General features: G+C 61.7%; 27 protein-coding genes. 17 read left to right on the top strand and 10 right to left on the bottom strand.

The features are described from left to right. Nucleotides 1-50: 50 nt before the first annotated feature. The 4 genes from ICY20_RS12600 to ICY20_RS12585 are packed head-to-tail and all read right to left on the bottom strand — an operon-like array spanning nt 51 to nt 3,181. Nucleotides 51-1,301: a flavin-containing monooxygenase gene (locus ICY20_RS12600; protein ID WP_194937645.1), complete on the bottom strand. Its 1,251-nt coding sequence runs from the start codon at nt 1,299-1,301 to the stop codon at nt 51-53. A 20-nt stretch (nt 1,302-1,321) separates the two neighbouring features. Continuing rightward, nucleotides 1,322-1,768 carry a type II 3-dehydroquinate dehydratase gene (locus ICY20_RS12595; protein WP_159962344.1) on the bottom strand — a complete coding sequence of 149 codons (447 nt, stop codon included), beginning with the start codon at nt 1,766-1,768 and terminating at the stop codon, nt 1,322-1,324. Between the two features lie 13 nt (nt 1,769-1,781). Beyond that, nucleotides 1,782-2,762 carry an NAD(P)H-quinone oxidoreductase gene (locus ICY20_RS12590; RefSeq protein ID WP_159962343.1) on the bottom strand — a complete coding sequence of 327 codons (981 nt, stop codon included), beginning with the start codon at nt 2,760-2,762 and terminating at the stop codon, nt 1,782-1,784. Then, on the bottom strand, nt 2,759-3,181 hold the full coding sequence (locus ICY20_RS12585; RefSeq protein ID WP_159962342.1) for a RidA family protein: 423 nt from the start codon (nt 3,179-3,181) through the stop codon (nt 2,759-2,761). Before ICY20_RS12585 ends, ICY20_RS12590 begins: the two co-directional genes overlap by 4 nt. A 182-nt stretch (nt 3,182-3,363) precedes the next feature. Between ICY20_RS12585 and ICY20_RS12580 the strand changes: the two genes are divergently transcribed. The 10 genes from ICY20_RS12580 to ICY20_RS12535 all read left to right on the top strand — a co-directional run bounded on the left by ICY20_RS12580 (nt 3,364) and on the right by ICY20_RS12535 (nt 12,410). Beyond that, nucleotides 3,364-4,338: a LysR family transcriptional regulator gene (locus ICY20_RS12580; protein ID WP_159962341.1), complete on the top strand. Its 975-nt coding sequence runs from the start codon at nt 3,364-3,366 to the stop codon at nt 4,336-4,338. 288 nt (nt 4,339-4,626) lie between these two features. Further along, on the top strand, nt 4,627-6,144 hold the full coding sequence (locus ICY20_RS12575) for an amino acid ABC transporter permease/ATP-binding protein (RefSeq protein WP_159962340.1): 1,518 nt from the start codon (nt 4,627-4,629) through the stop codon (nt 6,142-6,144). A gap of 26 nt (nt 6,145-6,170) precedes the next feature. Then, the gene (locus ICY20_RS12570; protein ID WP_194937644.1) at nt 6,171-7,043 is read left to right on the top strand and encodes a phytanoyl-CoA dioxygenase family protein; all 873 of its coding nucleotides are present in this window, start codon (nt 6,171-6,173) and stop codon (nt 7,041-7,043) included. Between the two features lie 28 nt (nt 7,044-7,071). Continuing rightward, nucleotides 7,072-7,902: an ABC transporter substrate-binding protein gene (locus tag ICY20_RS12565; RefSeq protein ID WP_194937643.1), complete on the top strand. Its 831-nt coding sequence runs from the start codon at nt 7,072-7,074 to the stop codon at nt 7,900-7,902. Nucleotides 7,903-7,951: 49 nt separating this feature from the next. Beyond that, complete coding sequence (locus ICY20_RS12560; protein ID WP_194937642.1) at nt 7,952-8,683, top strand: class II aldolase and adducin N-terminal domain-containing protein; 732 nt, start codon at nt 7,952-7,954, stop codon at nt 8,681-8,683. Nucleotides 8,684-8,692: 9 nt separating this feature from the next. Next, nucleotides 8,693-9,367 carry a DUF1028 domain-containing protein gene (locus tag ICY20_RS12555; RefSeq protein ID WP_194937641.1) on the top strand — a complete coding sequence of 225 codons (675 nt, stop codon included), beginning with the start codon at nt 8,693-8,695 and terminating at the stop codon, nt 9,365-9,367. Continuing rightward, nucleotides 9,364-10,548, top strand: coding sequence for an acetylornithine deacetylase (gene argE, locus ICY20_RS12550; protein ID WP_194937640.1), 1,185 nt, complete (start codon nt 9,364-9,366; stop codon nt 10,546-10,548). Before ICY20_RS12555 ends, argE begins: the two co-directional genes overlap by 4 nt. 156 nt (nt 10,549-10,704) lie before the next feature. Next, the gene (locus ICY20_RS12545; RefSeq protein WP_194937639.1) at nt 10,705-11,604 is read left to right on the top strand and encodes an MBL fold metallo-hydrolase; all 900 of its coding nucleotides are present in this window, start codon (nt 10,705-10,707) and stop codon (nt 11,602-11,604) included. Nucleotides 11,605-11,752: 148 nt separating this feature from the next. Beyond that, nucleotides 11,753-12,055 (top strand): type II toxin-antitoxin system RelE/ParE family toxin, encoded by a 303-nt coding sequence (locus tag ICY20_RS12540; protein ID WP_159962333.1) that lies wholly within the window; start codon nt 11,753-11,755, stop codon nt 12,053-12,055. A 1-nt stretch (nt 12,056) separates the two neighbouring features. Then, a complete protein-coding gene (locus tag ICY20_RS12535; RefSeq protein ID WP_159962332.1) occupies nt 12,057-12,410 on the top strand; it encodes an addiction module antidote protein in 354 nt (117 codons plus the stop codon). 198 nt (nt 12,411-12,608) lie between these two features. Here ICY20_RS12535 and gudD read toward each other — a convergent pair whose 3' ends face one another. Next, nucleotides 12,609-13,934, bottom strand: a complete 1,326-nt coding sequence (gene gudD / locus ICY20_RS12530) for a glucarate dehydratase (RefSeq protein WP_194937638.1) — start codon at nt 13,932-13,934, stop codon at nt 12,609-12,611. Between the two features lie 19 nt (nt 13,935-13,953). Further along, on the bottom strand, nt 13,954-15,315 hold the full coding sequence (locus tag ICY20_RS12525) for an MFS transporter (protein ID WP_159962330.1): 1,362 nt from the start codon (nt 15,313-15,315) through the stop codon (nt 13,954-13,956). 340 nt (nt 15,316-15,655) lie between these two features. On the opposite strand from ICY20_RS12525, the gene ICY20_RS12520 reads away from it, so the two are divergent. From ICY20_RS12520 to ICY20_RS12495, 6 genes are all read left to right on the top strand, one after another. Then, nucleotides 15,656-16,366, top strand: coding sequence for a FadR/GntR family transcriptional regulator (locus ICY20_RS12520; protein ID WP_159962329.1), 711 nt, complete (start codon nt 15,656-15,658; stop codon nt 16,364-16,366). Between the two features lie 5 nt (nt 16,367-16,371). Then, a complete protein-coding gene (locus ICY20_RS12515) occupies nt 16,372-17,067 on the top strand; it encodes a tRNA (adenine(22)-N(1))-methyltransferase (RefSeq protein WP_194937637.1) in 696 nt (231 codons plus the stop codon). A 28-nt stretch (nt 17,068-17,095) separates the two neighbouring features. Next, on the top strand, nt 17,096-17,398 hold the full coding sequence (locus ICY20_RS12510; protein ID WP_159962327.1) for a DUF3144 domain-containing protein: 303 nt from the start codon (nt 17,096-17,098) through the stop codon (nt 17,396-17,398). 341 nt (nt 17,399-17,739) lie between these two features. After that, nucleotides 17,740-19,797, top strand: coding sequence for a methyl-accepting chemotaxis protein (locus ICY20_RS12505; RefSeq protein ID WP_194937636.1), 2,058 nt, complete (start codon nt 17,740-17,742; stop codon nt 19,795-19,797). A 222-nt stretch (nt 19,798-20,019) separates the two neighbouring features. After that, on the top strand, nt 20,020-21,747 hold the full coding sequence (locus ICY20_RS12500; RefSeq protein ID WP_194937635.1) for an OPT family oligopeptide transporter: 1,728 nt from the start codon (nt 20,020-20,022) through the stop codon (nt 21,745-21,747). 68 nt (nt 21,748-21,815) lie between these two features. Beyond that, nucleotides 21,816-22,442: a glutathione S-transferase family protein gene (locus tag ICY20_RS12495; protein ID WP_159962324.1), complete on the top strand. Its 627-nt coding sequence runs from the start codon at nt 21,816-21,818 to the stop codon at nt 22,440-22,442. A 70-nt stretch (nt 22,443-22,512) separates the two neighbouring features. On the opposite strand, the gene solA is transcribed toward ICY20_RS12495, so the two are convergent. From solA to ICY20_RS12480, 3 genes are all read right to left on the bottom strand, one after another. After that, nucleotides 22,513-23,676: an N-methyl-L-tryptophan oxidase gene (gene solA / locus ICY20_RS12490; RefSeq protein ID WP_194937634.1), complete on the bottom strand. Its 1,164-nt coding sequence runs from the start codon at nt 23,674-23,676 to the stop codon at nt 22,513-22,515. 3 nt (nt 23,677-23,679) lie between these two features. Continuing rightward, nucleotides 23,680-24,042 (bottom strand): hypothetical protein, encoded by a 363-nt coding sequence (locus ICY20_RS12485; protein WP_194937633.1) that lies wholly within the window; start codon nt 24,040-24,042, stop codon nt 23,680-23,682. Nucleotides 24,043-24,434: 392 nt separating this feature from the next. Further along, the gene (locus ICY20_RS12480; RefSeq protein ID WP_194937632.1) at nt 24,435-25,292 is read right to left on the bottom strand and encodes a LysR family transcriptional regulator; all 858 of its coding nucleotides are present in this window, start codon (nt 25,290-25,292) and stop codon (nt 24,435-24,437) included. A gap of 143 nt (nt 25,293-25,435) precedes the next feature. Here ICY20_RS12480 and ICY20_RS12475 point away from each other — a divergent pair, with 143 nt between their 5' ends. After that, on the top strand, nt 25,436-26,044 hold the full coding sequence (locus tag ICY20_RS12475; RefSeq protein WP_159962320.1) for a LysE family translocator: 609 nt from the start codon (nt 25,436-25,438) through the stop codon (nt 26,042-26,044). Between the two features lie 14 nt (nt 26,045-26,058). Here the strand turns inward: ICY20_RS12475 and ICY20_RS12470 are convergent, their stop codons facing one another. After that, the gene (locus tag ICY20_RS12470; protein WP_324187954.1) at nt 26,059-26,586 is read right to left on the bottom strand and encodes a cupredoxin domain-containing protein; all 528 of its coding nucleotides are present in this window, start codon (nt 26,584-26,586) and stop codon (nt 26,059-26,061) included. Between the last annotated feature and the right edge of the window lie 66 nt (nt 26,587-26,652).

Below are 26,652 nucleotides of genomic sequence, written 5' to 3'. Positions count from 1 at the left end.
ACATAAAGCCATCGGGAGCAAGCCCCCTCCCACAGGGTTTGCCCTGGGCGTTACGTTTTCTCGTACGCCTTGTACTCGTTCTGCAGCACGATATGGTCTGCCACGTACTTCGCGTCGTGCCACACCCCATAAATAAACGACGACGCACGGTTCACCAAATTCGGCAGGCCCAAAAAGTAGATGCCGCTTTCTGCCGAGATCCCACGCTTGTGGAACGGCTCGCCTTTGTCATCAAATGCATCCACCTTGAGCCAGCTGAAATCGAACTTGAAGCCGGTGGCCCAGAGGATGGTGGTTACGCCCGCTTCGGCCAGGTCCAGGCTCAAGATCGGGTTAACCAAGCACTCAGGGTCTGGCAACAACTCCCACGCTGATCGTTCCTCTGGAAACGGCAACCCGTTCGCCTCGATATACGCATCCGCATCCCGCAGCACATCAAAGTACGCCCGGTCCCCTTCAGCGACGTTGTCGGCCAAGCCGGGTTGGAACGTCAGGGTGCCTTCGTTCCAATCCTTAGTGACGCCGACCAGTTGAATTCCCTGGTGCGCCAACCGGCGGAAGTCGACGGTCTTGCCGCCTTCATACCCGCTCACCGCAAACGCCACGTGTTTTTTCTTCGGCTGGATTTTGACTTCGTCCCACAGGCCCAACGCGCCCAACCACCAGCAGTAATCGCGGCCGCGATAGGCGCGGGGAGGGCGGTAGTGTTCGCCCACCGAGAGGTACACGGTCTTGCCGGCTTTTTGCAGCTCTTCGGCGATCTGCGAGCCGGAGGCACCGGCGCCCACCACCAGCACGGCACCTTCGGGCAATTGGGCCGGGTTTTTGTAGGTGGAGGAGTGCAGTTGGTGAATCGGCGCGGTGGCCGGGACGATGTCTGGCATCGACGGGCGCTGGAACGGGCCGGTGGCGGCGACGACGTTCGTGGCTTCGATCACACCGGCTGAGGTGGTGACTTTGAAGCCGGGGCGGCCAGCGTGGCGTTCCACTTGCTGCACTTCTACGCCGGTGCGGACCGGCGCTTGCAATTTGTCGACATAGGCTTCGAAGTAATCGGCCATGCGTTCTTTGGGAGGGAAAGCCTCCGGGGAGATGCCCTCAAATTTCAACCCTGGGAAGCGGTCGTGCCAGGCCGGGCCGTTGGCGACAAGCGAGTCCCAGCGCTCCGAGCGCCAGCGTTCGGCGATGCGGTGGCGTTCAAGCACGATGTGCGGCACGCCCATCAGTGACAGGTGTTCACTCATGGCGACGCCGGCCTGACCTGCGCCGACCACCAGGGTGTTGATTTTCTCGATGGACATAAGCGTTTCCTGAAAAGTGATTAGGCGTTCTGGCCCAGCAACTCGGCCACCGCCGTGAGTGCCAGTTCGTAACCCAAGGCCCCGAGCCCGGCGATCACACCGGTGGCGGCCTTGGATATGTAGGAGTGATGCCGGAAGCTTTCGCGCTTCCAGATATTGCTCATATGCGCTTCGATAACCGGGCCATCGAACGCCAGCAGCGCATCGAGGATCGGCACCGAGCTGTAGCTCAAGCCCGCGGCGTTGATCACGATGGCATCGCTGTGCAGGCGCGCTTCCTGGATCCAGTCCACCAGCACGCCTTCGTGGTTGCTTTGGCGAAAGTCCAGGCTCAGGCCCAACGCAGCGGCATGCCGCTGGCAGCGCGCTTCAATGCTGGCGAAGCTTTCGCTGCCGTAGGTGCCGCTGGTGTCCAGCCCGTAGAGGTTGGCGTTGGGCCCATTGAGGAAGTACACGCGGTGAGTCATGAAGGGCTCCAGATTATTCAGCGACGGTCAGCACGACTTTGCCGACATTGGCATTGGCTTCCAGCAGGCGATGGGCCTCGGCGGCCTGGGCCAAGGGCAACTGTGCGTATAGCTGCGGGCTGACCAGGCCGGATGCCAACCAAGGCAGCAACCGCGAGCGGATGCACACCGCCAACCGGGCTTTTTCGGCGTGGCTTTTGGGGCGCAACGTTGAGGAGGTCAGGCTCAGGTTCTTGCGCATCAGCACCAGCAAATCCAGCTCGATGTTCGCGCCCTGCAAGAACGACAAACTCACATGCCGCCCCCCCATCGCCATCGCGGCAAGGTTGCGCGCCACGTAGGGGCCGCCGACGTTATCGAGCACCACGTCCACGCCGCGGCCTTCGGTGCAGTCGTTGACCACACAGACGAAGTCCTCGACGTGGCGATCAATCGCGCGCCACACCCCCAGCGCTTGCAACATCGCGACTTTCTGCGGGCCACCGGCCGTGGCGATTACCCGCGCACCGGCGGCATGGGCGCACTGCACCGCAAAGCTGCCGACACCGCTGGCGGCGCCGTGGATCAGCACCGTGTCGCCACTGCGCAGGCGGCCCAGTTCAAACAGGTTGTGCCACACGGTAAAGGCCGCTTCCGGCACCCCGGCGGCGCTCTCTAGCGACAGCCCCGCAGGCACCGGCAGGCAATGCGCCGCCTGGGCCACGCAGTACTCGGCGTAACCGCCGCCATTGAGCAGCGCCATTACGCGGTCGCCCACTGCCCATTCATCCACGCCGCTGCCTGTGGCGACAACAACACCGGCCGCCTCCAACCCCAATACATCGGTAGCGCCGGGCGCAATGGGCGCGCCGCTGCGTTGCATCAGGTCGGGGCGATTGACTCCGGCAGCGGCCACACGAATCAGCACCTCGCCAGCACCGGGTGTTGGCGCCGGGCGCTGGGTCAACGCCAGCACCTCTGGCCCACCCGGCTCGCGGGCAATCACGGCTTTCATACGGCCCAGTCGTCCGGTACGACGGCGATCACATCGATCTCCATCAACCATTCCGGCTGGCCCAGGCCCGAGATCACCAAACCGGTGGAAATCGGAAACACGCCTTTGAGCCACTTGCCGACTTCCTGGTACACCGGCTCGCGGTAGCGCGGGTCGATCAAATAGGTGGTGGTCTTGACGATATGGCTCAGGTCGCTGCCGGCTTCTTCCAGCAGTTGCTTGACGTTCTTCATCGCCTGTTCGGCCTGGGCACGTGGGTCGCCAAGGCCCACCAGGTTGCCGTCGAAATCGGTGCCGATCTGACCGCGCACATAAATGGTGTTGCCAGCGCGCACGGCCTGGCACAGGTCGTTGTCCAGCGACTGGTTGGGGTACGTCTCTTTGGTGTTGAACATGCGGATGCGGGTGTGGGTAGGCATAACGGCAACTCGTAGGAAGCGGGATGAACAGAGCTTCACATCGCGCCGTGTCTGGCGAAACCAGCATTTGTACGGGGTAGTGCTTAGGAAAAACCGAAGCCCGTGCAGGTCATCGGTTTGCCCGTGACTCGGCACGAACCCTGCAACGCTCGTCGTACAGTCATTGTTGAGGGGCAGGTGTAATGCTCAGTCGTATTACTCAGCGTCAACTGGAGTATTTCGTGGCGTCGGGAGAGGCGGGCAGCATCAGTGCGGCCGCCGAGCGCATTCACGTGTCGTCACCGTCGATCTCGGCGGCGATCACCCATATGGAGGCCGAGCTGGGCATCCAGCTGTTTATAAGGCACCACGCCCAGGGCATTTCGCTGACGGCAGTGGGCCGGCAGGTGATGCAAGAGGCCAAGCAGATTCTGGAGCAGATGACCAACCTCTACACCATCGCGTCCGAGTCGCTCAACACGGTGCGCGGGCCGCTGCGGGTAGGGTGCCTGGCGTCGCTGGCGCCGATGATCACCCCGGAATTGGTGTTCGGTTTTGGCCGTGCGTTTCCCGGCGTACGGCTGACCCAGGCCGAAGGCAATCACGAAGAGCTGTTGGAAAAGCTACGCAGCGGCGAGCTGGACATCGCCCTGACCTACGACCTGGTCACCAGCCCGGATATCGACTTCCAACCCCTGGCCAAACTGCCGCCCTATGTGATGGTCGGCGAGTATCACCCGCTGGCGAACTTGCCCGCCGTGAGCATGCAAGACCTTGAGGCCTACCCGGTGGTGCTGCTGGATACGCCCTGGAGTCGTGACTATTTCCTCAGCCTGTTTATCCAGGCCGGCACCACGCCGAACATCATCATGCGCTCCACCAACCTCGAAACGGTGCGCGCCATGGTGGGTAATGGCATTGGCTATTCCTTCGCGAATGCGCGGCCCAAATCCAATATGTCCCAGGACGGCAAACGGGTGATTCGCCTGCGTCTGGCGGGCGCTCATCGCGCCATGCAACTGGGCTACGCCACGGCCAGCAACACTCAGCTGTCACGGGTGGTGTCGGCGTTTGCCGAGCGATGCCGCATGTTTGTCTCGGATCAGTACATCCCCGGCATGGCGCCGCCGAGCTTTTTTGACCCGCATGCGGTGCGGGTGATGAGTGAGGTGAGTTGAAAGTGCACCAATAGGTGGCGCGTGCAAGGCGGCGAATTCAAGCGCGCACCAAATGTGGGAGGGGGCTTGCCCCCGATGGCAATGGATCAGTCACATCACCTTTGACTGACCCACCGCTATCGGGGGCAAACCCCCTCCCACATTTGATTTGTGGTGTCTTCAGGGTGTTTTTCGGCTGCATAGGTTCTACCTACCCAGTGCCCCGGCTTTTACGAATTGACCCCAACCCCCTCCCGCCACGACTCTCAACCCATCGATGTAGATCAACTTATTCAGGGCACAGCGACGATGACATTCGACTGGAATTACATGTTTGGTTTGCTGGGCGATGCCGAGTTCTGGCGCGCGACGTGGACGGTGATCAAGCTCAGCACCCTGACCTGGGTGTTGAGCATCGCACTCGGCTTTCTACTGGCGCTGGCCAAGCAGTCCAAGCACGGCCTGCTCAGCGTGCCGGCTCGCGGCTACATCTGGTTGTTCCGCAGCCTGCCGCTGCTGGTGCTGCTGATCTTTATCTACAACTTGCCCCAAGCACTGCCGGGTACATCGGCGATTCTGGCCGACCCGTTCTGGTCTGGCCTGTTGGCGCTGGTGATCTGTGAGACGGCTTACGTTGCCGAGATCCATCGCGGCGGCCTGCTGTCGATCCCCAAGGGGCAAGGTGAAGCAGCGCGGGCGCTGGGCCTTAAGTTTTTCGGCACCCAATGGCGAGTGGTGATTCCCCAGGCGTTGCGGGTGGCCTTGCCGTCGCTGGCCAACGAATACATCTCTATCGTCAAGCTCACTTCTTTGGTGTCGGTGATCTCCCTTACCGAGATTCTGATGGTGGGCCAGCGCCTGTATTCGCAGAACTTTCTGGTGATCGAAACCATGGCGGCGGTGGCGTTCTTCTACGTGTTCATCGTCACCGTGTTCGACTTTTTGCTCAAACGCCTGGAGCGCTTTCTCGACGTCAACCAGCGCAACGTTTCCCGCGTGCCGGATGCCGAAGTGTTGGCGTTGGCCACCCAACAGCGCACAGCGTTGGCACGCCCTGCCACCAACGGCGAGCCCGCGTTGCAGGCGGCGCGGCTGCACAAGGCCTACAACGATATCGAGGTGTTGGGCTCGGTGAATCTGCAGATCCAACCCGGTGAAGTGGTGTCGGTGATCGGCCCGTCCGGCTCGGGCAAGACTACCCTGATTCGCCTGCTCAACGGCTTGGAGCAACTGGACAACGGCGAGATCAAGATCAACGGCCAGCCGTTCATTCATCTCAACAAAGTCGGCGCGCAAAAGCCTCAATACATCGAGCACGCCGAGCACCGCCTGAACATCGGCATGGTGTTCCAGAGCTTCAACCTGTTCCCCCATTTGAGCGTGCTCGACAACCTGCTGATGGCGCCCAAATACCACCGCCTGGGCGCAACCGCCGAGCTCAAGCAACAGGCCTACGCGCTGCTGCACAAGGTCGGCATGCTCGACCACGCCTGGAAGTACCCGCACCAATTGTCCGGCGGTCAGCAGCAACGTGTGGCCATCGCCCGCGCCTTGATGATGCGCCCGCAAATCATGTTGTTCGACGAGCCCACCTCGGCGCTCGACCCCGAGAAAGTCAACGAAGTACTCCAGGTGATCGAAGCCCTGGCCGAGGAGGGCATCACCATGGTGATCGTCACCCACGAGATGAACTTCGCCTTCAAGGTCTCCGACCGCATCGTGTTCATGGAGAAGGGCCGCGTGGTCTGCGACGACACGCCGGGCGCCCTGCGCAGCGGCCACAACCCACGCGTGGAGGCGTTCCTCAAGGACGTCTCGCTGGCGTGACCTCTTTAACGTTCAGGAAAACTACAATGATCTCGCAATCGCAACTCGAACAATTCCAGCGTGACGGTTTCTTGGTGGTCGAAGACGTATTGTCCCAGGACGACGTGGCCGCACTGCAACACGATTTCGACCAATGGGTAGAAGAGAGCCGCAGCCACGACAAGGGCTGGGGCGCCACCGTCGATGGCCGCGAGCGCTTTGACCTCGAAGGTGACCACCGTGCCGACCACCCATCACTGCGTCGGGTCAGCTCGCCCACCGAGATTTCCCCGGTGTATGAGCGCGTGGCACTGCAGTCGCGCATGGCGGCGATTGCCGCGCAGCTCATTGGCGGCAACGGCGCACGTTTTCACCACAGCAAGATCAACTCCAAACTGCCCCACACCGCGACCCAGGTGAAGTGGCACCAAGACTTTTTGTTCACACCCCATAGCAATGACGACATCGTCACCGCCTTGCTGATGGTCAGCGAAGTGACCCCGCAGAACGGCCCGCTGAATGTGATCCCCGGCAGCCACAAGGGCCCGCTGTGGTCGCACTGGCAGCATCAGCGGTTTACCGGTTCGGTGGATGACGCCGTGGTCGAAGAACACTGCCAGCAACCGGTCGCCTGCTACGGCCCGGCCGGTTCCGTGTGCTTTATGCACACCCGTCTTTTGCATGCTTCGAGCCCTAACGAGACCGAACTCCCACGCACCCTCTTCATCAGCGTATACGCCGCTGAAGACGCGCTGCCATTCGGCGAAAACCCGTTGCCCAGTGCACACGCCGGCCTGCTGGTGGCCGGTGAAGAAAGTGGCTTGGTGCGCAGCACCGACAACCACATGCGCTTGCCACAGAAACCCCGTGGCGCCTCGTTCTTCGTGCAACAGGCCGGACAAGATTCAGCCACTGCCTAACCTCCTAAAAACCTTGCGGGTAATCACCATGACAGCGTTTCGTAAAAGTGTTCGTCCCCTTGCCGTGTGCCTGTTGGGCGCTGCGGTTGCAGTGACTTCGTTGGCGGCCTCGGCGTTCCAGCAGGACGGCAAGATCATCGCCGGCTCCGATGTGACCTTCTTCCCCTACGAGTACATGGATAACAACAAGCCCGCCGGCTTTGATATCGAGTTCATGGACGGCCTGGGCAAGGTCATGGGCCGTAAGGTCGAGACCCTCGACACGCGCTTTCCCAACCTGATCACTGGCCTGCAAGCCGGGCGTTTCGACGTGACCAACTCGTCGATGTACATCACCGCCGAGCGGGTCAAGGTGATCGACATGATCCCGTATCTCAAGAGCGGCGAGTCGATCCTGACCCTCAAGGACAGCACCTTCCAGCCCAAGACCCCGGAAGAGTTCTGCGGCCACAAGATCGGCTCCATGGGCGCCACCTCGTGGTTGGCGCAGATGAACAAACTGTCGGCCGAGTACTGCGTGGCCAAGGGCTTGAAGCCGATCCAGATCAGCGAATACAGCACCGACCCGCAAACCACCCAGGCCTTGCTGGCCCACGCTGTCGAAGCGCAGATCACCGACGCCGCCGTGGCCCGTGGCGTGATCGACAAGCTGGGCAGCCGCGTGGTGATTTCGTCCGACACCCTGATCTACCCGGTGCTCAATGGCTTCGGCGTGAAAAAGGGCAATGACACGGTCAAGAAAGCCTTGCTCGAAGGCCTGGAAAAATACCGAGCCACCCCGGAATACGCAGCCTTGCTGAAGAAGTACAACTTTGAAGCGCCGACTGAAGCTGACCTTGCGGCGCTGATGCCGAAGTAATCCTGTCGCGCGGCCGCGCTAGGCGGCCGCGCCCTGCGGAGACCGATTCATGGCGTTATCCCACGAAGAACAGACGCGCATCGACCTGGCGGCGACCTTTCGCATCATCGCGCACCTGGGCATGCACGAAGCGGTGGCCAACCATTTCAGCGCCGCCGTGTCGGCCGATGGCAAACAGTTTTTGCTTAACCCGAAGTGGAAGCACTTCTCGCGTATCCGGGCCAGCGATCTGTTGTTGCTCAATGCCGACGATTCAGCCTGTGCCGATCACCCGAATGTGGACTCAACGGCGTGGTCGATCCACGGCCAGATCCACCGGCTATTGCCGCAAACCCGCGCCGTGCTGCACTTGCACCCGGTGTACACCACGGCGGTGGCGTGCCTGGCCAAGCCGCATATCCCGCCGATCGACCAGAACACTGCGCGTTATTTCAACCGCGTGGCGGTGGACGAGTTGTACGGCGGCATGGCCGATACCGAAGCCGAAGGTGCGCGCCTGGCCGGGTTGCTGGACGGCAAGAGCCGGCTGTTGATGGGCAACCATGGCGTGATGGTCACGGCCGCGTCCATCGGTGAAGCCTTTGACGATATCTGGACCCTGGAACGCTCCTGCCAGATCCTCGTCACGGCGTGGTCCACCGGGCAGCCGCTGCGGGTGTTGTCCGATGACGTGGCGGAAAAAACCGCGCGGGGCTGGGAAGGCATCACCGACTTTTCGCGCCGGCATTTTGAAGAAATGAAGCAGTTGATGATCGACGCTGACCCGTCAGTGCTCGACTGAGGAGCCCCCATGACTTTTTCCGTTGTCGCTCGCTGTGCCGAAACAGGCCAGTTGGGCATTGCCATCAGCTCATCCAGTATCGCTGTGGGTGCCCGTTGCCCGTGGCTGCGGCCGGGGGTTGGCGCGGTGGCTTCGCAGAACATCACCTTGCCGAGCCTGGGGCCTCACGTGTTGGACTTGCTGGAGCAGGGCGCTGCGCCGAGTGAGGCGCTGGCCGCTTTGGTTGAGCAGCAACACAGTGAATATCGCCAGGTAACCGTGATTGATAGCCAGGGCCGCACTGCCCATTTCAGCGGTGCGAAAACCTTGGGCATTCATGCGGCCGTGAGCGGTGAGCAGTGCGTGGCGGCGGGCAACATGCTCGCCAACCCCGGCGTGATCGGCGCCATGGTGCGGGCGTTCGAAAACGCCTCGGGGCATTTGGCTGATCGCTTGCTGGCTGCGATGCACACCGGCCAGGCCCAGGGCGGTGAAGCGGGGCCGGTGCATTCGGCGGCGTTGCTGGTGGTGGATGAGGTGCAGTGGCCCATCATCAACCTGCGTGTCGACTGGGCCGATGAAGACCCCATCGGCGCCCTCGACCAACTCTGGCAGGCCTATCGCCCGCAACTACAGGACTACATCGACCGCGCCCTCAACCCGCAGATCGCGCCGGGTTATGCGGTGCCAGGAGACGACCGATGAACAGCCGCGAGCTGCTGGCGCAACTGGTGCGGTTCGACACCACCAGCCGCGAGTCCAACCTGGCCTTGATCGACTTTGTGCGCACCTATTTGCAAGGCCACGGCGTGGCCTGCGAGCTGGTGTACAACGCTCAGAAGAGCAAGGCCAACCTGCTGGCGACCATTGGCCCGGCAGATGTGCCGGGCATCGTGTTGTCCGGGCATACCGATGTGGTGCCGGTGGACGGCCAGCGCTGGAGCATGGCGCCGTTCGAACTCACTGAAAAGGACGGCAAGCTGTACGGGCGTGGCACGGCCGACATGAAGGGCTACATCGCCTGCGTACTGGCCAGCGTGCCCGCGCTGGTGGCGGCGCCGTTGCGCATGCCGGTGCATATTGCGCTGTCGTATGACGAAGAAGTCGGCTGCCTGGGCGTGCGCGCGTTGATCGAGCGGTTTCACGGCCAACCGGTCAAGCCGCTGCTGTGTGTGATCGGCGAACCCACCGAACTCAAACCGGTGCTCGGCCACAAGGGCAAGTTGGCGGTGCGCTGTGAAGTGCACGGCGCGGCGTGTCATTCGGCGTATGCACCGTCGGGGGTCAATGCCATTGAATACGCGGCGCGCCTGATCGGCGAGCTGGTGCGACTCGGCGAAGAACTTAAGGCGCCACAGCATCTGGATCAACGGTTTGACCCGCCGTTCTCCACGGTGCAGACCGGTGTGATCAGCGGCGGCAAGGCGCTGAACATCGTCCCGCAAAATTGCAGCTTCGATTTTGAAGTGCGCGCGTTGCCCGCCCAAGACCCGTGGCAGGTTGCTCAGCAATTGCAGCGTTATGCCGAGCAGACATTGCTGCCCGCGATGCAGGCGGTCAGTGCGCAAGCGGCGATCAGTTTCAGTGAACTGTCCAGTTATCCGGGGTTGGCGACGTCGCTGCAAAGCCAGGCCGCCGAGTGGGTGGCGCAGTTCTGCGGCTCCCAGGCATTCGGCACCGTGGCGTTCGGCACCGAGGGAGGTCTGTTTGACCAGGCCGGTATCCCCACGGTGGTGTGCGGGCCGGGCAGCATGGAGCAGGGGCACAAGCCGGATGAATTTATCAGCGTTGAGCAATTGGCCGCGTGTGACCGGATGTTGGCGCGGGTGGTGGAGTTTGTGAGCGAGGGTTTCACCCGTCCCCCTGTGGGAGCTGTCGAGCTTTAGCGAGGCTGCGAAGGCGGCGGCATGGCTGGCAGATATGCCGGCTGACCCACCGCAACGTATGCACGCTCTATACCCATGTATGGTTCCGAGCCCTGTTGCCGAGTCGCACACTGTTTTGCAGGCGAGCCCCTTGCCGCAAACCCTAGGAGAGCGACCATGTCCACAGTACTCAAAGCCCCGACCGAAGAACTGGTGCCATCGCGCTACGCCGTGCGCGTCGGTGAAATCGATGTGCTGGTAATCAGCGACGGCGTGCTGCCGCTGCCGACGCAAACCATGTCCACCAACGCCACCCCGGCCGCCCGCGCCGCGTGGTTCAAAGAGATGTTCCTGGGGCCGGATGCATTCGACTGGGCGTTGAATGTGCTGGTGGTGCGCAGCGGCGAGCAGGTCATCCTGGTGGACGCCGGCCTGGGCGGGCAATTCCCCGGCTTCCCTCGGGCCGGGCAGTTTCCCAAGCGCCTTGAGGCGGCCGGTATCGCGCTGTCGTCTGTGACCGATATCGTCATCACCCATATGCACATGGATCACATCGGCGGCCTGCTGGTCGATGAGGTCAAGAACAAACTGCGCCCCGACGTGCGCATCCACGTGGCCGCCATCGAGGTCGACTTCTGGGCCTCGCCAGACTTCACCTACACCGACATGCCCGCGCCGGTGCCCGACGTCCTGAAGGCCACGGCCCAGCAATTCATGGCGCTGTACCAAGATAACCTGCACACCTTTGACGATGAACACCAGGTAGCGCCCGGGGTAGTCGCCAAACTGACTGGCGGCCATACACCGGGGCATAGCGTGGTGTATGTGACATCTGGAGGTGAACGGCTGACCTTCGCTGGCGACGCGCTGTTCCCGGTGGCCTTCGAACACCCTGAGTGGCACAACGGCTTTGAGCATGACCCTGAAGAATCCGTGCGCGTGCGTGTGCGCCTGATGACCGAAGCGGCGGCCAGTGGCGAGCTGTTTGTGGCGACGCATCTGCCGTTCCCGTCGGTGGGCCGTGTGGTGGTCGATGGGGAGGCGTTTCGCTGGGTGGCGGCGTTTTGGGATTTTTGAGGGCGGCCAGGTGCTTGGGAAATAAGCGCTAATAGAATCGAACGGCTACTTCTGTGGGGGCTGGGCTAGGGTTTTTCTACCGGTTATCGCCGGGACTAAACATTCGCTAGCATCTACAAGGAGTAGCCAGTAGGCTACAGGTGATACTGTGACCCACTTGATCGGCAGGACGCCGGAGTTTGATACATGGCTCGACGGTATGAGGGATGTGTGCGGGAAAACAGCGGTATTGACCCGGCTGGACCGGGCCGAAGAGAACAACTTTGGCGATTGCGAGGCGGTAGGCGAGGGCCTGAGTGAAATGCGCGTATTTGTTGGGCCCGGCTACAGAATCTACTTCGTGCGCACGGGAATCACCGCTTACCTGATGCTGTGGGGCAGTGATAAAACCGACCAAAAGCGAGGAATCAAACGGGCAAGAGAGATCCTCGAAGCCCTGAGAGGTCAATGATATGAGCGAATCGAAATTCAACCCCGAGGACATGCCGATCCTCGATCTGGATACCACCGGCACCAGCGTTTATGAAGCATCGCGCTTCCTCGACAGCCCGCAGGTTATCAGCGCTTATCTGGCGCAGAGCATGAAGTCTCAAGACCCGCAGATCCTTATGAAGGCACTTGCCGAAGTGGCCAAGGCCCAGGGGGTCAATAAGGTGGCTGAGGCGGCGGGGGTTAACCGGGAGAGCCTGTATAAAACCCTGAAGGGCGGCTCGAAAACCCGTTATGAAACCATTCAGAAGCTGATGCTGGCGTTGGGTGTGGAGCTGACGGTGCAGCCGATTGCAGCTGGCAAGACGCCGCGCTGAACAGGCGTGGGAGGCGGCATTAAGGATTAACACCTTACCTGTGGCGAGGGAGCTTGCTCCCGCTGGGGCGCGAAGCGGCCCCGCTATTTGTTTAAAAGAATGGGGACTGCTGCGCAGTCCAGCGGGAGCAAGCTCCCTCGCCACAGGTACAGTGTTCATCCTTGACTGGCTGGCATCAGGGCTTACCCTTCCACCGGTTTATCGCACCAGGCAGGGCTGTTTGTTATTGAATGTCCACCCGGGAATCAAAAACTGCATCGCCACGCTATCATCCCGCGCGCCCAGGCCCATGCCTTTGTACAGCTCGTGGGCCTTGGCCACGGCGTCCATATCGATGTCTACCCCCAAGCCAGGCTTGGCCGGCACCTTCACATAGCCTCCTTCAATTTTCAGCGGTTCTCGGGTCAGGCGCTGGCCGTCCTGCCAGATCCAGTGGGTGTCGATGGCGGTGATATCCCCCGGTGCGGCGGCGGCGACCTGGGTGAACATCGCCAGGGAAATATCAAAGTGGTTGTTGGAATGCGAGCCCCAGGTCAGGCCCCACTCGTTGCACATCTGCGCGACGCGAACCGAGCCTTGCATGGTCCAGAAGTGCGGGTCGGCCAACGGGATGTCCACCGATTGCAGCTGGATCGCGTGGCCCATTTCGCGCCAGTCGGTGGCGATCATGTTGGTAGCGGTTTTCAGCCCCGTGGCACGGCGAAATTCAGCCATGACTTCACGGCCCGAGTAGCCGTTTTCGGCGCCGCAGGGGTCTTCGGCATACGCCAGCACTTTGTGCTGGTCGCGGCACAGGCGGGTGGCTTCCTTGAGTGACCAGGCACCGTTCGGGTCGAGGGTGATGCGCGCATCGGGGAAGCGTTCGGCCAGGGCGGTGACGGCTTCGATTTCTTCGTCGCCACTGAGCACGCCGCCCTTGAGTTTGAAGTCGTTGAAGCCGTACTTGGCCTTGGCGGCTTCGGCCAGGCACACCACTGCGTCGGCAGTCAGCGCCTTTTCATGGCGCAGGCGGAACCACTCATCGTCGGCGTCGGCTTCATTGCGGTAAGCCAGGTCGGTCGCGTTGCGGTCGCCGACATAAAACAGATAGCCGAGCATTTTCACCGCATCGCGCTGCTGACCCTCACCGAGCAAGGCGGCCACCGGCACTTCGAGGAACTGACCCAGCAAGTCGAGCAGGGCGGCTTCCATGGCAGTGACGGCATGGATGGTGATACGCAGGTCAAAGGTTTGCAGGCCGCGACCGGCAGAGTCCCTTGAGGCAAAGGTGGTGCGCATCTGGTTGAGCATGCGCTGGTACTGGCCGATAGGCTGGCCGATCACCAGGCTGCGCGCATCCTCCAGGGTTTCGCGGATGCGCTCACCGCCGGGCACTTCGCCCACGCCGGTGTTACCGCTGCTGTCCTTGAGGATAACGATATTGCGCGTGAAGTAAGGGCCGTGGGCGCCGCTGAGGTTGAGCAGCATGCTGTCGTGGCCGGCGACGGGGATGACCTGAAAGTGGGTGACGACGGGCGTATTCATGGCAGGTTCCTAAACAGGTTCAAAGAGGTTTGCTGAGGGTTGCGCCCGCGGGCACAGCGCTCGGTGAGCTCAGCACAGGGGCGGGTGATGTCTTGGCAAAAAACACCAGCATCGCGGCGAGCACCGACGTACCCGCCAGGCCGTATAGGCCGCCCTGGATCGAGCCGGTGGTCTGCTCCAGAAAGCCGAAGGTGGTCGGCGCGACGAAGCCGCCCAGGTTGCCAATGGAGTTGATCAACGCGATCACCGCTGCGGCGATGCGCGCATCCAGATAACCCTGCGGGATCGGCCAAAACAGCGACGACGCCGACTTGAAACCAATGGCTGCAAAGCAGATCGCCACAAAGGCAAAGATCGGCCCGCCGGTGGTGGACATGAACATCCCCGCCGCCGCAATCAGCAACGCCGTCGCCACCCACGCCTGTTGGAACTTGAACTTGCCCGACAACGACGCGAAGGCGTACATGGCGATGATCGAGATCAGCCACGGGATCGAGTTGAAGAAACCGACCTGCACGTCACTCAAGTCGCCCATCTTCTTGATGATGCTCGGCAGCCAGAACGTGGCGGCGTAGATCGTCAGTTGGATGCAGAAATACAGGGCGCAGAACAGCATGATCTGGCGGTCTTTGAGCAGCTTGCCAATGGTGGGTTTGACCGTGTTGACGGCGTCACGCTCGCGCTGTTCCTGGTCGATGGCGTTGACCAGCGCGTCCTGCTCTTCGCGGGTCATCCATTTGGCGTCATGGGGTTTGGAGTCGAGCCAGAACCACACAAAGAAGCCGATCACCACCGAGGCCAGGCCTTCGATGGCAAACATCCATTGCCAGCCGTGCAAGCCAAAGCCTTCGATTTGCAACAGCGCGCCCGACAATGGGCCGGAGATCAGCGAGGCGACGGCTGAGCCACTGAGGAAAATCGCAATGGCCTTACCGCGCTCCACGCCAGGCAACCAGCGCGTGAAGTAATAGATCACGCCTGGAAAGAAGCCGGCTTCGGCCACCCCCAGCAGAAAGCGCAGGATGTAGAAGTGGGTTTCGTTCTGGATGAACGCCATCAGTGTGGCGACGATGCCCCAGGTGAACATGATGCGGGTCAGCCAGATACGTGCCCCGACCTTTTGCAGCAGCATGTTGGAGGGCACTTCGAAGAGGGCGTAGCCGATGAAGAACAGCCCGGCGCCGAACCCGTAGGCGGCCGCGCCGATGCCCAGGTCATGCTCCATGTGCGTGCGCACAAAGCCGATATTGACCCGGTCGATGTAGTTGAGGATGAACATGACCACGAACAGTGGGAGCACATGGCCCTTCACTTTGCGCACGGCACGCGCGAGGACTGGATCACTTTCTGGAGCGGTAGATGCATGGCTTGAATTGGTCACAATTCAAACTCCCCCTGATTTGTTTTTATGTGGGATTGCGTGTTTTGTTGATAGACATCATACAAGTGATTTTCTGAGTATCGCAATGCGGGGGAGGATGTATTTGTTCTTATAAGGCTGATGGTGAGCCCTTTGTTTTGGTTATTTTCCATGTTTTATTGGGGTTTGTGGTTGTGCTGGGCGATGCGGATCGCCCGAAGAAAATGATTTCGACCTTACACGGGTCATAGCGTGATCGTGTTGGTTGTCATACAAGTTTGGCGTTTTTTTACTCAGCTCCGCCTTGGCCTCGGGCAGGGTGTTAAGCTCCCTCCCAGCCCAACCCCGTGGACCCGTAGCGATGCCTATTGAAAGCGAACCCCCTGTTCGTCGACGTTCCCATAACCTGGCCCAAGGCGTGGTCGAAGCACTGAGCCAGCGCATCTTGCTGGGGCAGTTGAAGCCCGGTGAAAAACTGCCGTCCGAATCCACCATCGTGGCCGAGCATGGCGTCAGCCGCACGGTGGTACGTGAAGCGCTATCCAAGTTGCAAGCGTCGGGGTTGGTGGAAACGCGACATGGCATCGGCACCTTCGTGTTGGCGCCGCAAGCGCAATCCGGGCTGCGCCTTAACGTCGACACCGTGGCCAGCGTGCGCAGCATGCTCGAACTGCGCCTGGGCCTTGAGGTGCAGGCCGTGGCCTTGGCGGCGCTGCGTAGAAGCGATGAGCAACTGACCCGCATGCGCGAGGCGCTCACCGACTACCAGGCCTCCCTGGCCAACAACGACAGCTGCGTGGAAGAGGACAAACGCTTCCACCAATTGATCGCCGAGGCCACCGGCAACACCTTCTTCACCGAAATCATGCTGCACCTGGGCAACGCGATGATCCCTCGTACCCAGGTCAAAGGTGCCGAACGCGGCGGTGCCGACTTTGCCCAACTGGGGTACTTGGCGAACCTTGAGCACGAGGCCATTTTCAACGCGATCAAGCGCCAGGACCCCGACGCCGCACGCGCCGCGATGGTGCTGCACTTGACCAACAGTCGCGACCGTTTTTCCGGAGAGTAGGGCAGTTGAACGAACACACTTTATCCATGCGCCTTGAGCGTGTGGCGGCGAACGTGCCTGCTGGCGCACGCCTGGCCGATATTGGCTCCGACCATGGCTACCTGCCCGTGGCCTTGATGCGCCGTGGTGCAATCACGGCAGCGGTGGCGGGGGAGGTGGCGGCTACACCCTTTCATGCCGCCCAACGTACCGTGCGTGACAACGGCCTGGAGCAGCACATCACCGTGCGCCTGGCCGATGGCCTGGCGGCGATAGCGCCCGCAGACGGCATCACCGCGATCAGCGTGTGCGGCATGGGGGGCGAGACGATCCGCGACATTCTCGACAGCGGCAAGGCGCACTTGAGTGGCCAGGAACGCTTGATCCTGCAACCCAACGGCGGCGAGCAGCCGTTGCGCCAATGGTTGATGCACAACGGCTACTCGATCCTGATTGAAGAGCTGCTGCACGAAAACCGCTTCTACTATGAAATCATCGTCGCCGAACGTGCCGAACCGGTGGCCTACAGCGCTGAACAGCTGTACTTCGGCCCCCTGCACATGCAAGCGCGTAGCCCGGCGTTTATCGCGAAATGGCAACGCCTGCTTCGGCAAAAACACAAAACCCTGGCCGGCCTGGAACGCGCACAACAGGCCGTGCCCCAAGACAAACTTGAAGACATCACCCAGCAGATCAAGTGGATCACCGCACTGCTGGCCTGATAGCCCTTTATTACCAAGGAACCACGCAATGGCCGACGCCACCAACCAACCCTTCTACGACCGCGCCGACGCGCACATCGAGTTGTCCAACGAGCAGCTCAAGACCTGCGATAACCTCGGCGAGGTCAGTGCTTCGATGATGTTTGGCACCACCCGATTCAATGCCTGGGCCAGTGCGCGCAACTTCAAGTCCGGTGCAGAAATGGCCGATGCGCGGGAAGCGATGTTGAAGTATTTCTGTGATCAGTACCGGATGATGCTTGAGGATAATCTGGATGATCACATCAATAATTTCAGCCGGTACAGCGTCGAGAAAACCGCAGAGCAGTGATGTCTGGTGAGATCTAAAATGTGGGAGCTGGCTTGCCTGCGATAGCGGTGGGTCAGCTAAAACTGTGTTGACTGAACTGCCGCTATCGCAGGCAAGCCAGCTCCCACACTCGATTTGTGGTGTGGTTACAAATTGGGGCTCAAGACTGAGTGCTTTTGCCCCATCTTAGTGCGCAAACCCTGCACCTTTAGCGTGCCACCCCGCCTATCCCCGGCCTCCCACCCTCCGGCCCGTATCTTGCTAGTGCCTTCCCAATCAATGACATGGCGTTTTGCTGCTAGTCATTTCAAGGCTTCACCCTGCGGTGCACCGCGTGGGTCGTTTTTGGGGAGTGGTCGCATATGCACAGCCTTTTATCACCGGGTATCGCCCTGCTGGGGCGCTTTGGCTTTGCGCGTAAATTCCAGATCCTGTTCTTCCTGTTCATGCTGCCGTTGGCGGGCAGCTTGTGGCTAATCGGCTCGGACTACCGCGACAAACTCACCGTCATCACTCGCGAGCAGTCCGGCGTTCGCCAGCTGCTGGCCCTGGATGCGCTGGACGGCCAACTCACGGCCCAGCGCAACCTGGCTGCACGCTGGAAAGCCGCCGATATCCTGCACGCCCCGACCCCGGCGGCGAAGGCGGCAATGGACAAAGTAGATGCCAACTTTCCGTTGATCCTGCAAAGCCTGCAAGCCCTGGGCGAAGCGCTGAAAACCCAGAACGCCAGCGCCGACACCCTGGCCCGCTTCGAAGCGTTGCAAGCCACAGTCAAGGGCATGGACTCCGCCTCCCTGCGCACCGTGGGTTGGTGGCCAGACGGCTACGACCGTTTCACCTCGGCCCTGACGGCCATGCAAGCCCTGCGTGAACAGGTCACCCTGGACTCCGGTTTGATCCTCGACCCCTGGCTGGAAACCTACCTGCTGATGCAGATTTGCACCCAGCAAACCCCCGACCTGATCGAGCGTATCGGCCGTATGGCCAGCGTGGGGCAGTCGTCGATCGCTTCGGGGCAGTTCACCCTGCAAAGCCGCTTGCAGATGCGCGACTTGCGCGGCCGTATGGGCGATGCGCGGGACCAACTGGTCAAGGCGGCCGCGTCCCTCAAGGCCAAGCAATACGCCGGCATGGAGCCGTGGACGGCGCAGTACGACAACAGCGTGCAACGCCTGGACAGCGAACTCAAAGTGCTCGACGACGGCGTGTTCGGCGGCACCATCAAGCTTGATACAGCGGCGTTTGAAAACAGCGTGGACGCCATGCTCGGCAGCCTCGGCGAGTTGCGCAACAGGTCGCTGACGTCACTCGACCAACGCCTGGGCTATTACCACGACCGCTCGCTGCGCCAAATCATTCCCGTGGCGGCCACGTTCAGCTTGTTGGCCCTCGCAGCGCTGTACCTGTTTATCTGCCTGCAAGCTTCGATTCGTCGCAGTACCAGCGGCATCACCACGTTGGCCGAGTCCCTGCGTGACGGCAACTTGTGCGTGGAAGTGGCAGTGCAAGGGCGCGACGAACTGGCCGCGATCAGTGCGGCGCTGAACGCCGCCGTGGTGCAATTGCGTACCAGCCTGCTGGGCGTCAACCACGAGACCCAGCAGTTGGGCAGCGCCGTGCTGACGTTGAATTCGCAATCGGGCAGCACCCTGGGTGAGGTCGAAGACCAGCAGACCCAAATCAGCCAGATCGCCGCTGCCGCGACGCAATTGGCCGCCACCTCAATGGGCGTCGCCCGCAGCTGCGAACAGGCCTCCGGCAGCGCCCAGCACACCCGGCGCATTGCCGAAGACAGCAGCCGTGACAGCCAGCGCACCACGGCCAGCATCCAGCAACTCAACCTGCGCCTTACCGATACCGCCGATGCGTTGGAACAAGTGAGCCAGCAGGGCCAGCAGATTCAATCGGTGGTCGACACCATTCGCGGCATCGCCGAGCAGACCAACCTGTTGGCACTCAACGCCGCCATCGAAGCCGCCCGCGCCGGTGAGCAGGGCCGGGGCTTTGCGGTGGTGGCCGATGAAGTGCGCAGCCTGTCGCAGCGCACCCAGGCCTCCACCGCGCAGATCGCGAGCACCGTGGACAGCCTGCGGGCGACGGTGAGCCAGGCGGTCAACCTGATGGGCGCGGCGTGCGAACAGGCGTTGGCGGATGCCGAGTCGGTCACCGGGCTGGGCACGCGCTTGGGCGAGATTGCCGGCGCGGTGCAGAACGTCACCGACACCCTGGCGCACATCGCCACGGCGGTGGAAGAGCAAGCGGCGACGGCCGATGAAGTGAGCGGCAATATCCAGCAGGTGGACCAGGCGGCAGGGCGGTTGTTGGAGGGCGCGCGTGCGGTCAATCGAGCGGCGGATACCTTGAGCAAGGGTAGCCAGGCCTTAAGTGATAACACCGCAAGGTTCCGCCTGAGCTGAGTACCTCCTGTGGGAGCTGGCTTGCCTGCGATGGTGGCGGCATGGCTGGTAGAGTTGATGCCTGGCTCACCGCTTTCGCAGGCAAGCCAGCTCCCACCTTTGACTGCATTTCACTTGTAAATCCGAGTGTCATTGGGCGGGGATTACGGCTGGGGATGAACCTTCGGGGCCTACAGGGCTCACTTGTTAGGTCGCCCTGTTTTCTTGCCGAAAGGACTGCGCATGACCTCACTCCCCCCGCCCGGCCCGGTCACCCGTGAACTCAGCCTGCGCGCCGTCATCACTGGCAGCGTGCTCGGCATCCTGTTGACCCCTTCCAATGTGTACGCCGGGTTGAAGATCGGGTGGTCGTTCAACATGTCGATCATTGCCCTGCTGGTGGGCTATGCGATCTGGCAAGGCTTGGCCAAACGCTCCAGTGAGCAACTGCCGTGGACGCTGCACGAAAGCAATATCAACCAGACGGTGGCGTCGGCGGCGGCCTCGATTATTTCCGGCGGGCTGGTGGCGCCGATCCCGGCCTACACCTTGCTCACGGGCAACCAGCTGGACGCTGTGCCGATGATCGCGTGGGTGTTCTCGGTGAGTTTTTTGGGGATCTGGATCGCCTGGTACCTGCGCCCTTCGTTGCTCAATGACAAGGCGCTGAAATTTCCCGAAGGCATGGCCACGCTCGAAACCCTGTTGCACATCTACAACCATGGCCGCGAGGCGGCGACGCGCTTGAAGGTGCTGCTCAGCGCTGCGTTGCTGTCGGGTCTGGTGAAGTGGGTGGACACCTTTATGTGGGCCTTCCCGCGCTGGTCGCCGAGCGCTCAGTTAGAGCGCCTGACCTTCACCGCCGACCCTTCGCTGTTGCTGGTGGGTTTTGGCGGCATCATCGGTATTCGCGTGGGCTTGACCCTATTGCTCGGCGCGTTGCTCGCGTGGGGTGGGTTGGGCCCGTGGTTGCTGGCGCACAACCTGGTGACCCTGCCCGCCGACAGCAGCGGCCCGCAATTCGCCGCGTTGGTGGAGTGGCTGCTGTGGCCGGGGGTGAGCCTGATGGTGTGTTCTACCCTGGCCTCGTTGGCGATTCGGTTATGGGCGCTGTACCGCTCGAACCAGTCCGATGGGCGCTCGGCCTGGACGCTGCCCAAGCCCGGGCCCGCTGCCGGTTTTATCCTGTCGATCGTATTGGTGGTCAGCCTGCAGGCAGCGTTGTTTGGCATCAACCTGTGGATGGCTTTGCTCACCATCCCGTTGGCTATCTGCCTGGCTGCGGTTGCCGCGCGGGTGGTGGGCGCCACGGGGATTCCGCCGATTGGCGCCATCGGGCAACTGTCCCAACTGAGCTTCGGCATCGTCGCGCCGGGGCAGGTGCCGATCAACCTGATGAGCGCCAATACCGCTGGCGGCTCGGCCGGGCAGTGTACCGACCTGATGAATGACTTCAAGGTAGGCAAGGCCATTGGGGCCACACCGCATAAGCAAGTGATTGCGCAGATCCTGGGGATCTTCATCGGCAGTATCGTCGGTGTGTTCGCCTACCTGGCCTTGATCCCCGACCCGCAAACCATGCTGCTCACCGAGGAGTGGCCGGCACCGGCGGTTGCCACTTGGAAAGCCGTGGCGCAAACCCTGACCCATGGGCTTGAGTCACTGTCCACCAGCATCCGCTGGGCGATTGCCATTGGCGGCTTGGTCGGCGTGCTGCTGGGTGTGTTGGACAGCCTCCTTCCGGCCCATCGTGCGCGCTACCTGCCGAGCGCCGCTGCATTGGGCCTGGCGTTTGTATTGCCAGCCTCGGTCTCGCTGATGATGGCACTGGGGGCGGTGTTGACCTGGTTGGTGAGTTGCCGCTGGCCGAGTATCACCGAGCGTTTCGCGATCACTGCTGCCGCTGGGTTGATCGCGGGTGAGAGCATCACGGGGGTCGGGGCATCACTGTGGTCGATGGTGGGCAATTAATCGCGGGCACTCTGTGGCGTTGGCGTAGTCTCTTGCAGAACATCCCCTCTTACTCAGCGGAGCCGCCAATGATCACCGTCCATCACCTCAACAACTCGCGCTCGCAACGTATCCTGTGGCTGCTTGAAGAGCTTGGCCTGCCGTACGAAATCAAGCGCTACCAACGCGACCCGAAGACCAACCTCGCGCCGCCTGAACTCAAGGCGATTCACCCGCTGGGCAAATCCCCGGTGATTGAAGAGGGCGGCCAGGTGCTGATCGAATCGGCCGCGATCATCGACTACCTGATCCGCCGCCACGGCGCCGGCCGCCTGCAACCGAACCCGGCTAGCGCCGAGTACGACAAGTACGTGCAATGGCTGCACTTCGCCGAAGGCTCGGCCATGTTGCCGTTGATGCTTAACCTCTACGTCGGGCGCCTGGGTGAAGCGGGCGCGCCGTTGCACCCGCGCATTGAGTCGGAAGTGGCCAATTACCTCGGCTACCTCAACGATGTGCTGGGGCAGACGCCATACCTGCTGGGGGATGAGCTGAGCGGGGCGGATATTCAGATGAGCTTTATCGGCGAAGTGGCCGGAGCGCAGGGCAAGTTGGCGGCGTACCCGCATTTGGCGGCGTGGGTCAAACGCTTCCAGGCACGGCCTGCGTATCGCAAAGCGGTGGAGCAGGGTGGCGAGTACGCGTTCGCCAAATGATTGTGGTGATCGGGCTTGCTTTCAGGAAACAAGAGGCGGTCCTACTCTTGTGGTGAGCGGGCAAGCCCGCTCACCACACGTTGAAACGCTTTAACGAAAACGACGACAGATCCAGCTCGCTCTTGCCCCGCATACACCACTGTGCAAACGCCTCCCCCAGCGCCGCCGAATGCTTGAAGCCATGCCCTGAGCACGGCGATACCACCAACGTGTGCTGTAACGTCGGGTGCTCGTCGATGATGAAGTGATGATCCGGCGTCACCGTGTAGGCACACACCGCCGCCTTGACCACTTTGCCTGTCACCCCGTTGATACGGCCTTTCACCTGCTGTTCATACATCTCCCGCACCTGCGCTGCCGACACCGTGCGGTCCAGCGTCTCTGGCGTAGAAACGGTGTGAAATTGCGCCGTGGCAATCTTCAAACTGCCCTCGCCGGGCAAGGCGGGGAACCCATAATGAGTGTCGTCCTGGCCATGGGTGAGGATGTACGTAGGAGACGTTCCCTCCAACTGCGCTCCCGGTTCCAGTTCGAACCAGAACAGCTGTTGCCGATAAACGCCGAGCAGCCGATCAAACGGTGCCCCCAGCAACCCGCCGGCCCAGTTGCCCGCGCTCACCACCAGCTTGTCGGCCTGTAGCGTGCGTTGGTCTGTCGTCACCGTGACACCGTGCGCATCCGAGCGGATATCCGTCACGGTCTCGCCCTTGTACAGCGTCGCACCGTGCTGCTCGGCCAGCGTGAGCTGCACGTCGATGCAACGCTCAGGCCGCACAAACCCGCCTTCGGGCTCGTAGTAGCCGATGGCGTTGTCAGCCACGTTGGCAAATTGCGGGAAGCGCTGACGAATCTGCGTGGCATCCAGCACTTCGTGTTCGATGCCATAGGTTTGCGCCAGCCCGATGGTGCGCAAGGTGAAGTCGGTTTGATCGTCGGGGTCAAAGCCCTCCCAGGACGTCAGCACCAGCAAGCCCGACTGCTCGAACAACACCTGCCCAGACAACGCCTCCAGCTCCCGCCAGATACGGTGCGAATTGCGCACGATGGGTACGTATTGCGCGCCTTCGCCCACTGACAATCGCGTGATCCGCGTATCGCCATGGCTTGAACCGAACGTGTGGGGCGGGTGATGGCGGTCGATCCCGGCAACCTTTACGCCGGCTTTCGCCAGTTGGTACACCGTGGCGGCACCCATGGCGCCGAGGCCGATGACCAGCGATTCAAAGCGTTCCATCGTTCAGCCCCTGACCGTGTGCAGTTTGGCCAGACGCAAGCCCCAATCACCGCCGTGCTTTAGGCGGCAGGCTTCTTCGGAGTCGAAGTGCACCGGTGAGGATGCGGCGATATCCGCCTCGGCCAGCGCAGCAGCCGTCAGCTCGCGCATGCGCGCCTCTTGCCCGCTGGCGAGGGCGTGATCCTTATTGACCTGGGTATCGAACACCCAAATCACCTGCAGGCTGGCGGGGAAGGCGTCGTAATTGACCGTGTGCGTCAACCACTCAAACCCTGGGATCTCGGCCTTGGCGGTTTCGCAGGCATTGGTGAGCGTGGCGACCAGGCTGCGCTCAACCTGGGCGGCCTCGCGTTTGGATAAGGCCATCAAAGGCTCCTCGAAGTAGGCAGAGTGGCCGTAGATACTGCCACAACCCTGAAAATATTCACGGTCAAATGTGGGAGCTGTCGAGCTTTAGCGAGGCTGCGAAGGCGGCGGCATGGGCGATAGAGATGTAGTGCCTGAACCACCGCTTTCGCAGGCAAGCCAGCTCCCACATGTTGACCGCATTTCAAGCGGGTGTACGCGGTGCAAATGTGGGAGCTGTCGAGCTTTAGTGAGGCTGCGAAGGCGGCGGCATTGGCGATAGAGATGTAGTGCCTGAGCCACCGCTTTCGCAGGCAAGCCAGCTCCCACATTTTGACCGCATTTCAAGCGGGTATACGCGGTGCAAATGTGTGAGCTGTCGAGCTTTAGTGAGGCTGCGAAGAGGGCTACGCCTACGGCCTAAGCGCGCTGATGATGAATGCATGCAAACTATCAACCGCCTTGGCACCCCGAGAAGCCCGGCTACGCAAAATCGACACCTCCATCGGCTCAATCGGCCCCAACCCATGCTCCCCACTCAACACCTGAAGCGACGGCTGCACCGTGCACTGAGTAATCGCCGCAATCGCCAGCCCGCCCTCCACCGCAGCCACCTGGCCCGCCAGGCTGGAGCTGTTGTACACCACCTTGAACTGTCGGCCCTGCTGGGCCAATGAGTTCACCGCATACCGACGCGCCAGGCTGGCGCTTTCGTAGACGGCGATGGGCAACGGGTCGCGGCGCCACAGTTCGAACTGCGGCGAGCCCACCCACACCATCGGTTCCTTGAACAAAAACGTGCCACTTTGCGGCGCGTCCCTGGACACCAGCGCCAGATCCAGCTCGCCGCTGCGCACCCGTGGGATAAGGGCCGTCGACTGCTCACAGGTGAGTTCGATCTCCACCCCCGCGTAACGCGGCGCAAAGCGTTTGAGCACTGGCGTGAGGTACTTGGCCGCATAGTCTTCGGCAACCCCCAGGCGGATTCGCCCGGTCAGGGTTTCACCGTGAAATGCCGCCTGCGTCTCGGCATGCAGGGCGAGCATGCGGCGGGCGTAACCCAGCAGCGTCTGGCCGTCATCGGTCAGTTGCAGATGCCTTGGGCCACGGCTTAACAAGGAGCGCCCCAGCGCGGCCTCCAGCTTCTTCATCTGCATGCTCACGGCCGACTGCGAGCGGTTGACCTCATGGGCCGCGCCCGACAGCGAACCGGCATCCACCACCGCCACGAAGCACTTAAGCCAATCGATCTGCAAATCGCTGGAAGGCATCGCTGTAACCTCTATTCGTTAATCGAATGGCTGAGGTGCGAATTATGCGCTTTTCATGCCGAATGTCAGCACCGCACTATTCAACCTTGAAGCATTCAACTTTGAAGCATGCACCCTTTAATCCACCCCTGCCGGACCTGACCATGCCCTTCGACACCTGGCTGCTCTACGTGATCACCTGCTTCGGCATCGCCGTCGTGCCCGGCCCCAACGCACTGTTGGTGCTCACCCACGGCGCACTCCACGGCAGCCGCCGAACCCTGTTCACCATCAGCGGCGGCGTGCTTGGTTTTGCCCTGGTGCTCGCGCTGTGCGCCTTGGGCTTGGGCGCACTCATCCAGGCCTCGGCCACCTGGTTCACCGCGTTGAAAATTGCCGGTGGGCTCTACCTGATCTGGCTGGGCTTCGGTCTGTGGCGAGCGGCCCCCGTCAGCCTGGAAACGGCTGCGACCGCCAGCCTGCGCAATGGCCCGCTGTTTCGCCAAGGGTTGGTCTCGGCGATTTCAAACCCCAAGGCGCTGCTGCTGTTCACCGCGTTTATCCCGCCCTTCCTGGACCCCCACCGGAACATCATCGCGCAGACCGCCGCCATCGCGCTCACTTACGCCGTGGTGGAGTTTTTTGTCGAGTTCATGGTGGCCAGCGCCGCACACCGAGTGCGGCCATGGCTGGCACGCACCGGGCGGCGCTTCAATAAAGTCTGCGGCGGGTTCTTTGTGCTGTTTGGGTTGGCCTTGCCCATTCACAGCTGAGGGCGAGACGGCCCTTAGAAGTTATCGCCAAAATTGCACAATTTGCTTTCGTCCAACGGCTCGGACGTGCCCTCGGTTTTGCCGAACGCCATGCGCTTGAGCGTCACGCCGCATTTGTAGCGGCTGGCGGCGTCAAGCTCATAGTCCATGCCGGCCTCGGGCACAAAGCTGAACATGTTGTAGCAACGGTTGGCGAGGTAATGAAACGCGATGGGCTGGCCGGCAGGCACCAGCAGTTCACTCATCACCGTGCCGTTCGATTGATGCTGGGCGGGCGCCATGCCCAGGGTTTCACCGTTGCGATTCGCATAACCGTCACGCGCGACCACCATCACCCCCGCGCCCGGCACGCGGAAGTTCACGCAGCTGGACTTGGGTATACCGCGCACCATGCCATCGCTGATCACGCGCAAACGCACGGTCTCGCCGCCGGGCGGGGTTGAATAGGGGGTGGAGAACGAGCGTACGCTGTTCAATGCGCCGCAGCCGGTGAGAGAGGCGAGGAGGGTGAGGCAGATCAGCGGGTGTGAGGGTTTGATCACGAGGGGGCTCCGTGCGGGGTGAGTATCCGGGGTGTCCTTCTTGAACGACGAAAAAGGGCGGGTGCA

Origin of the sequence: Pseudomonas pisciculturae, assembly GCF_015461805.1 — a bacterium.
Taxonomy (GTDB): domain Bacteria; phylum Pseudomonadota; class Gammaproteobacteria; order Pseudomonadales; family Pseudomonadaceae; genus Aquipseudomonas; species Aquipseudomonas pisciculturae.
The sequence above is the reverse complement of the archived record's forward strand: the minus strand, read 5'-3'. Positions and strand labels throughout refer to the sequence as shown.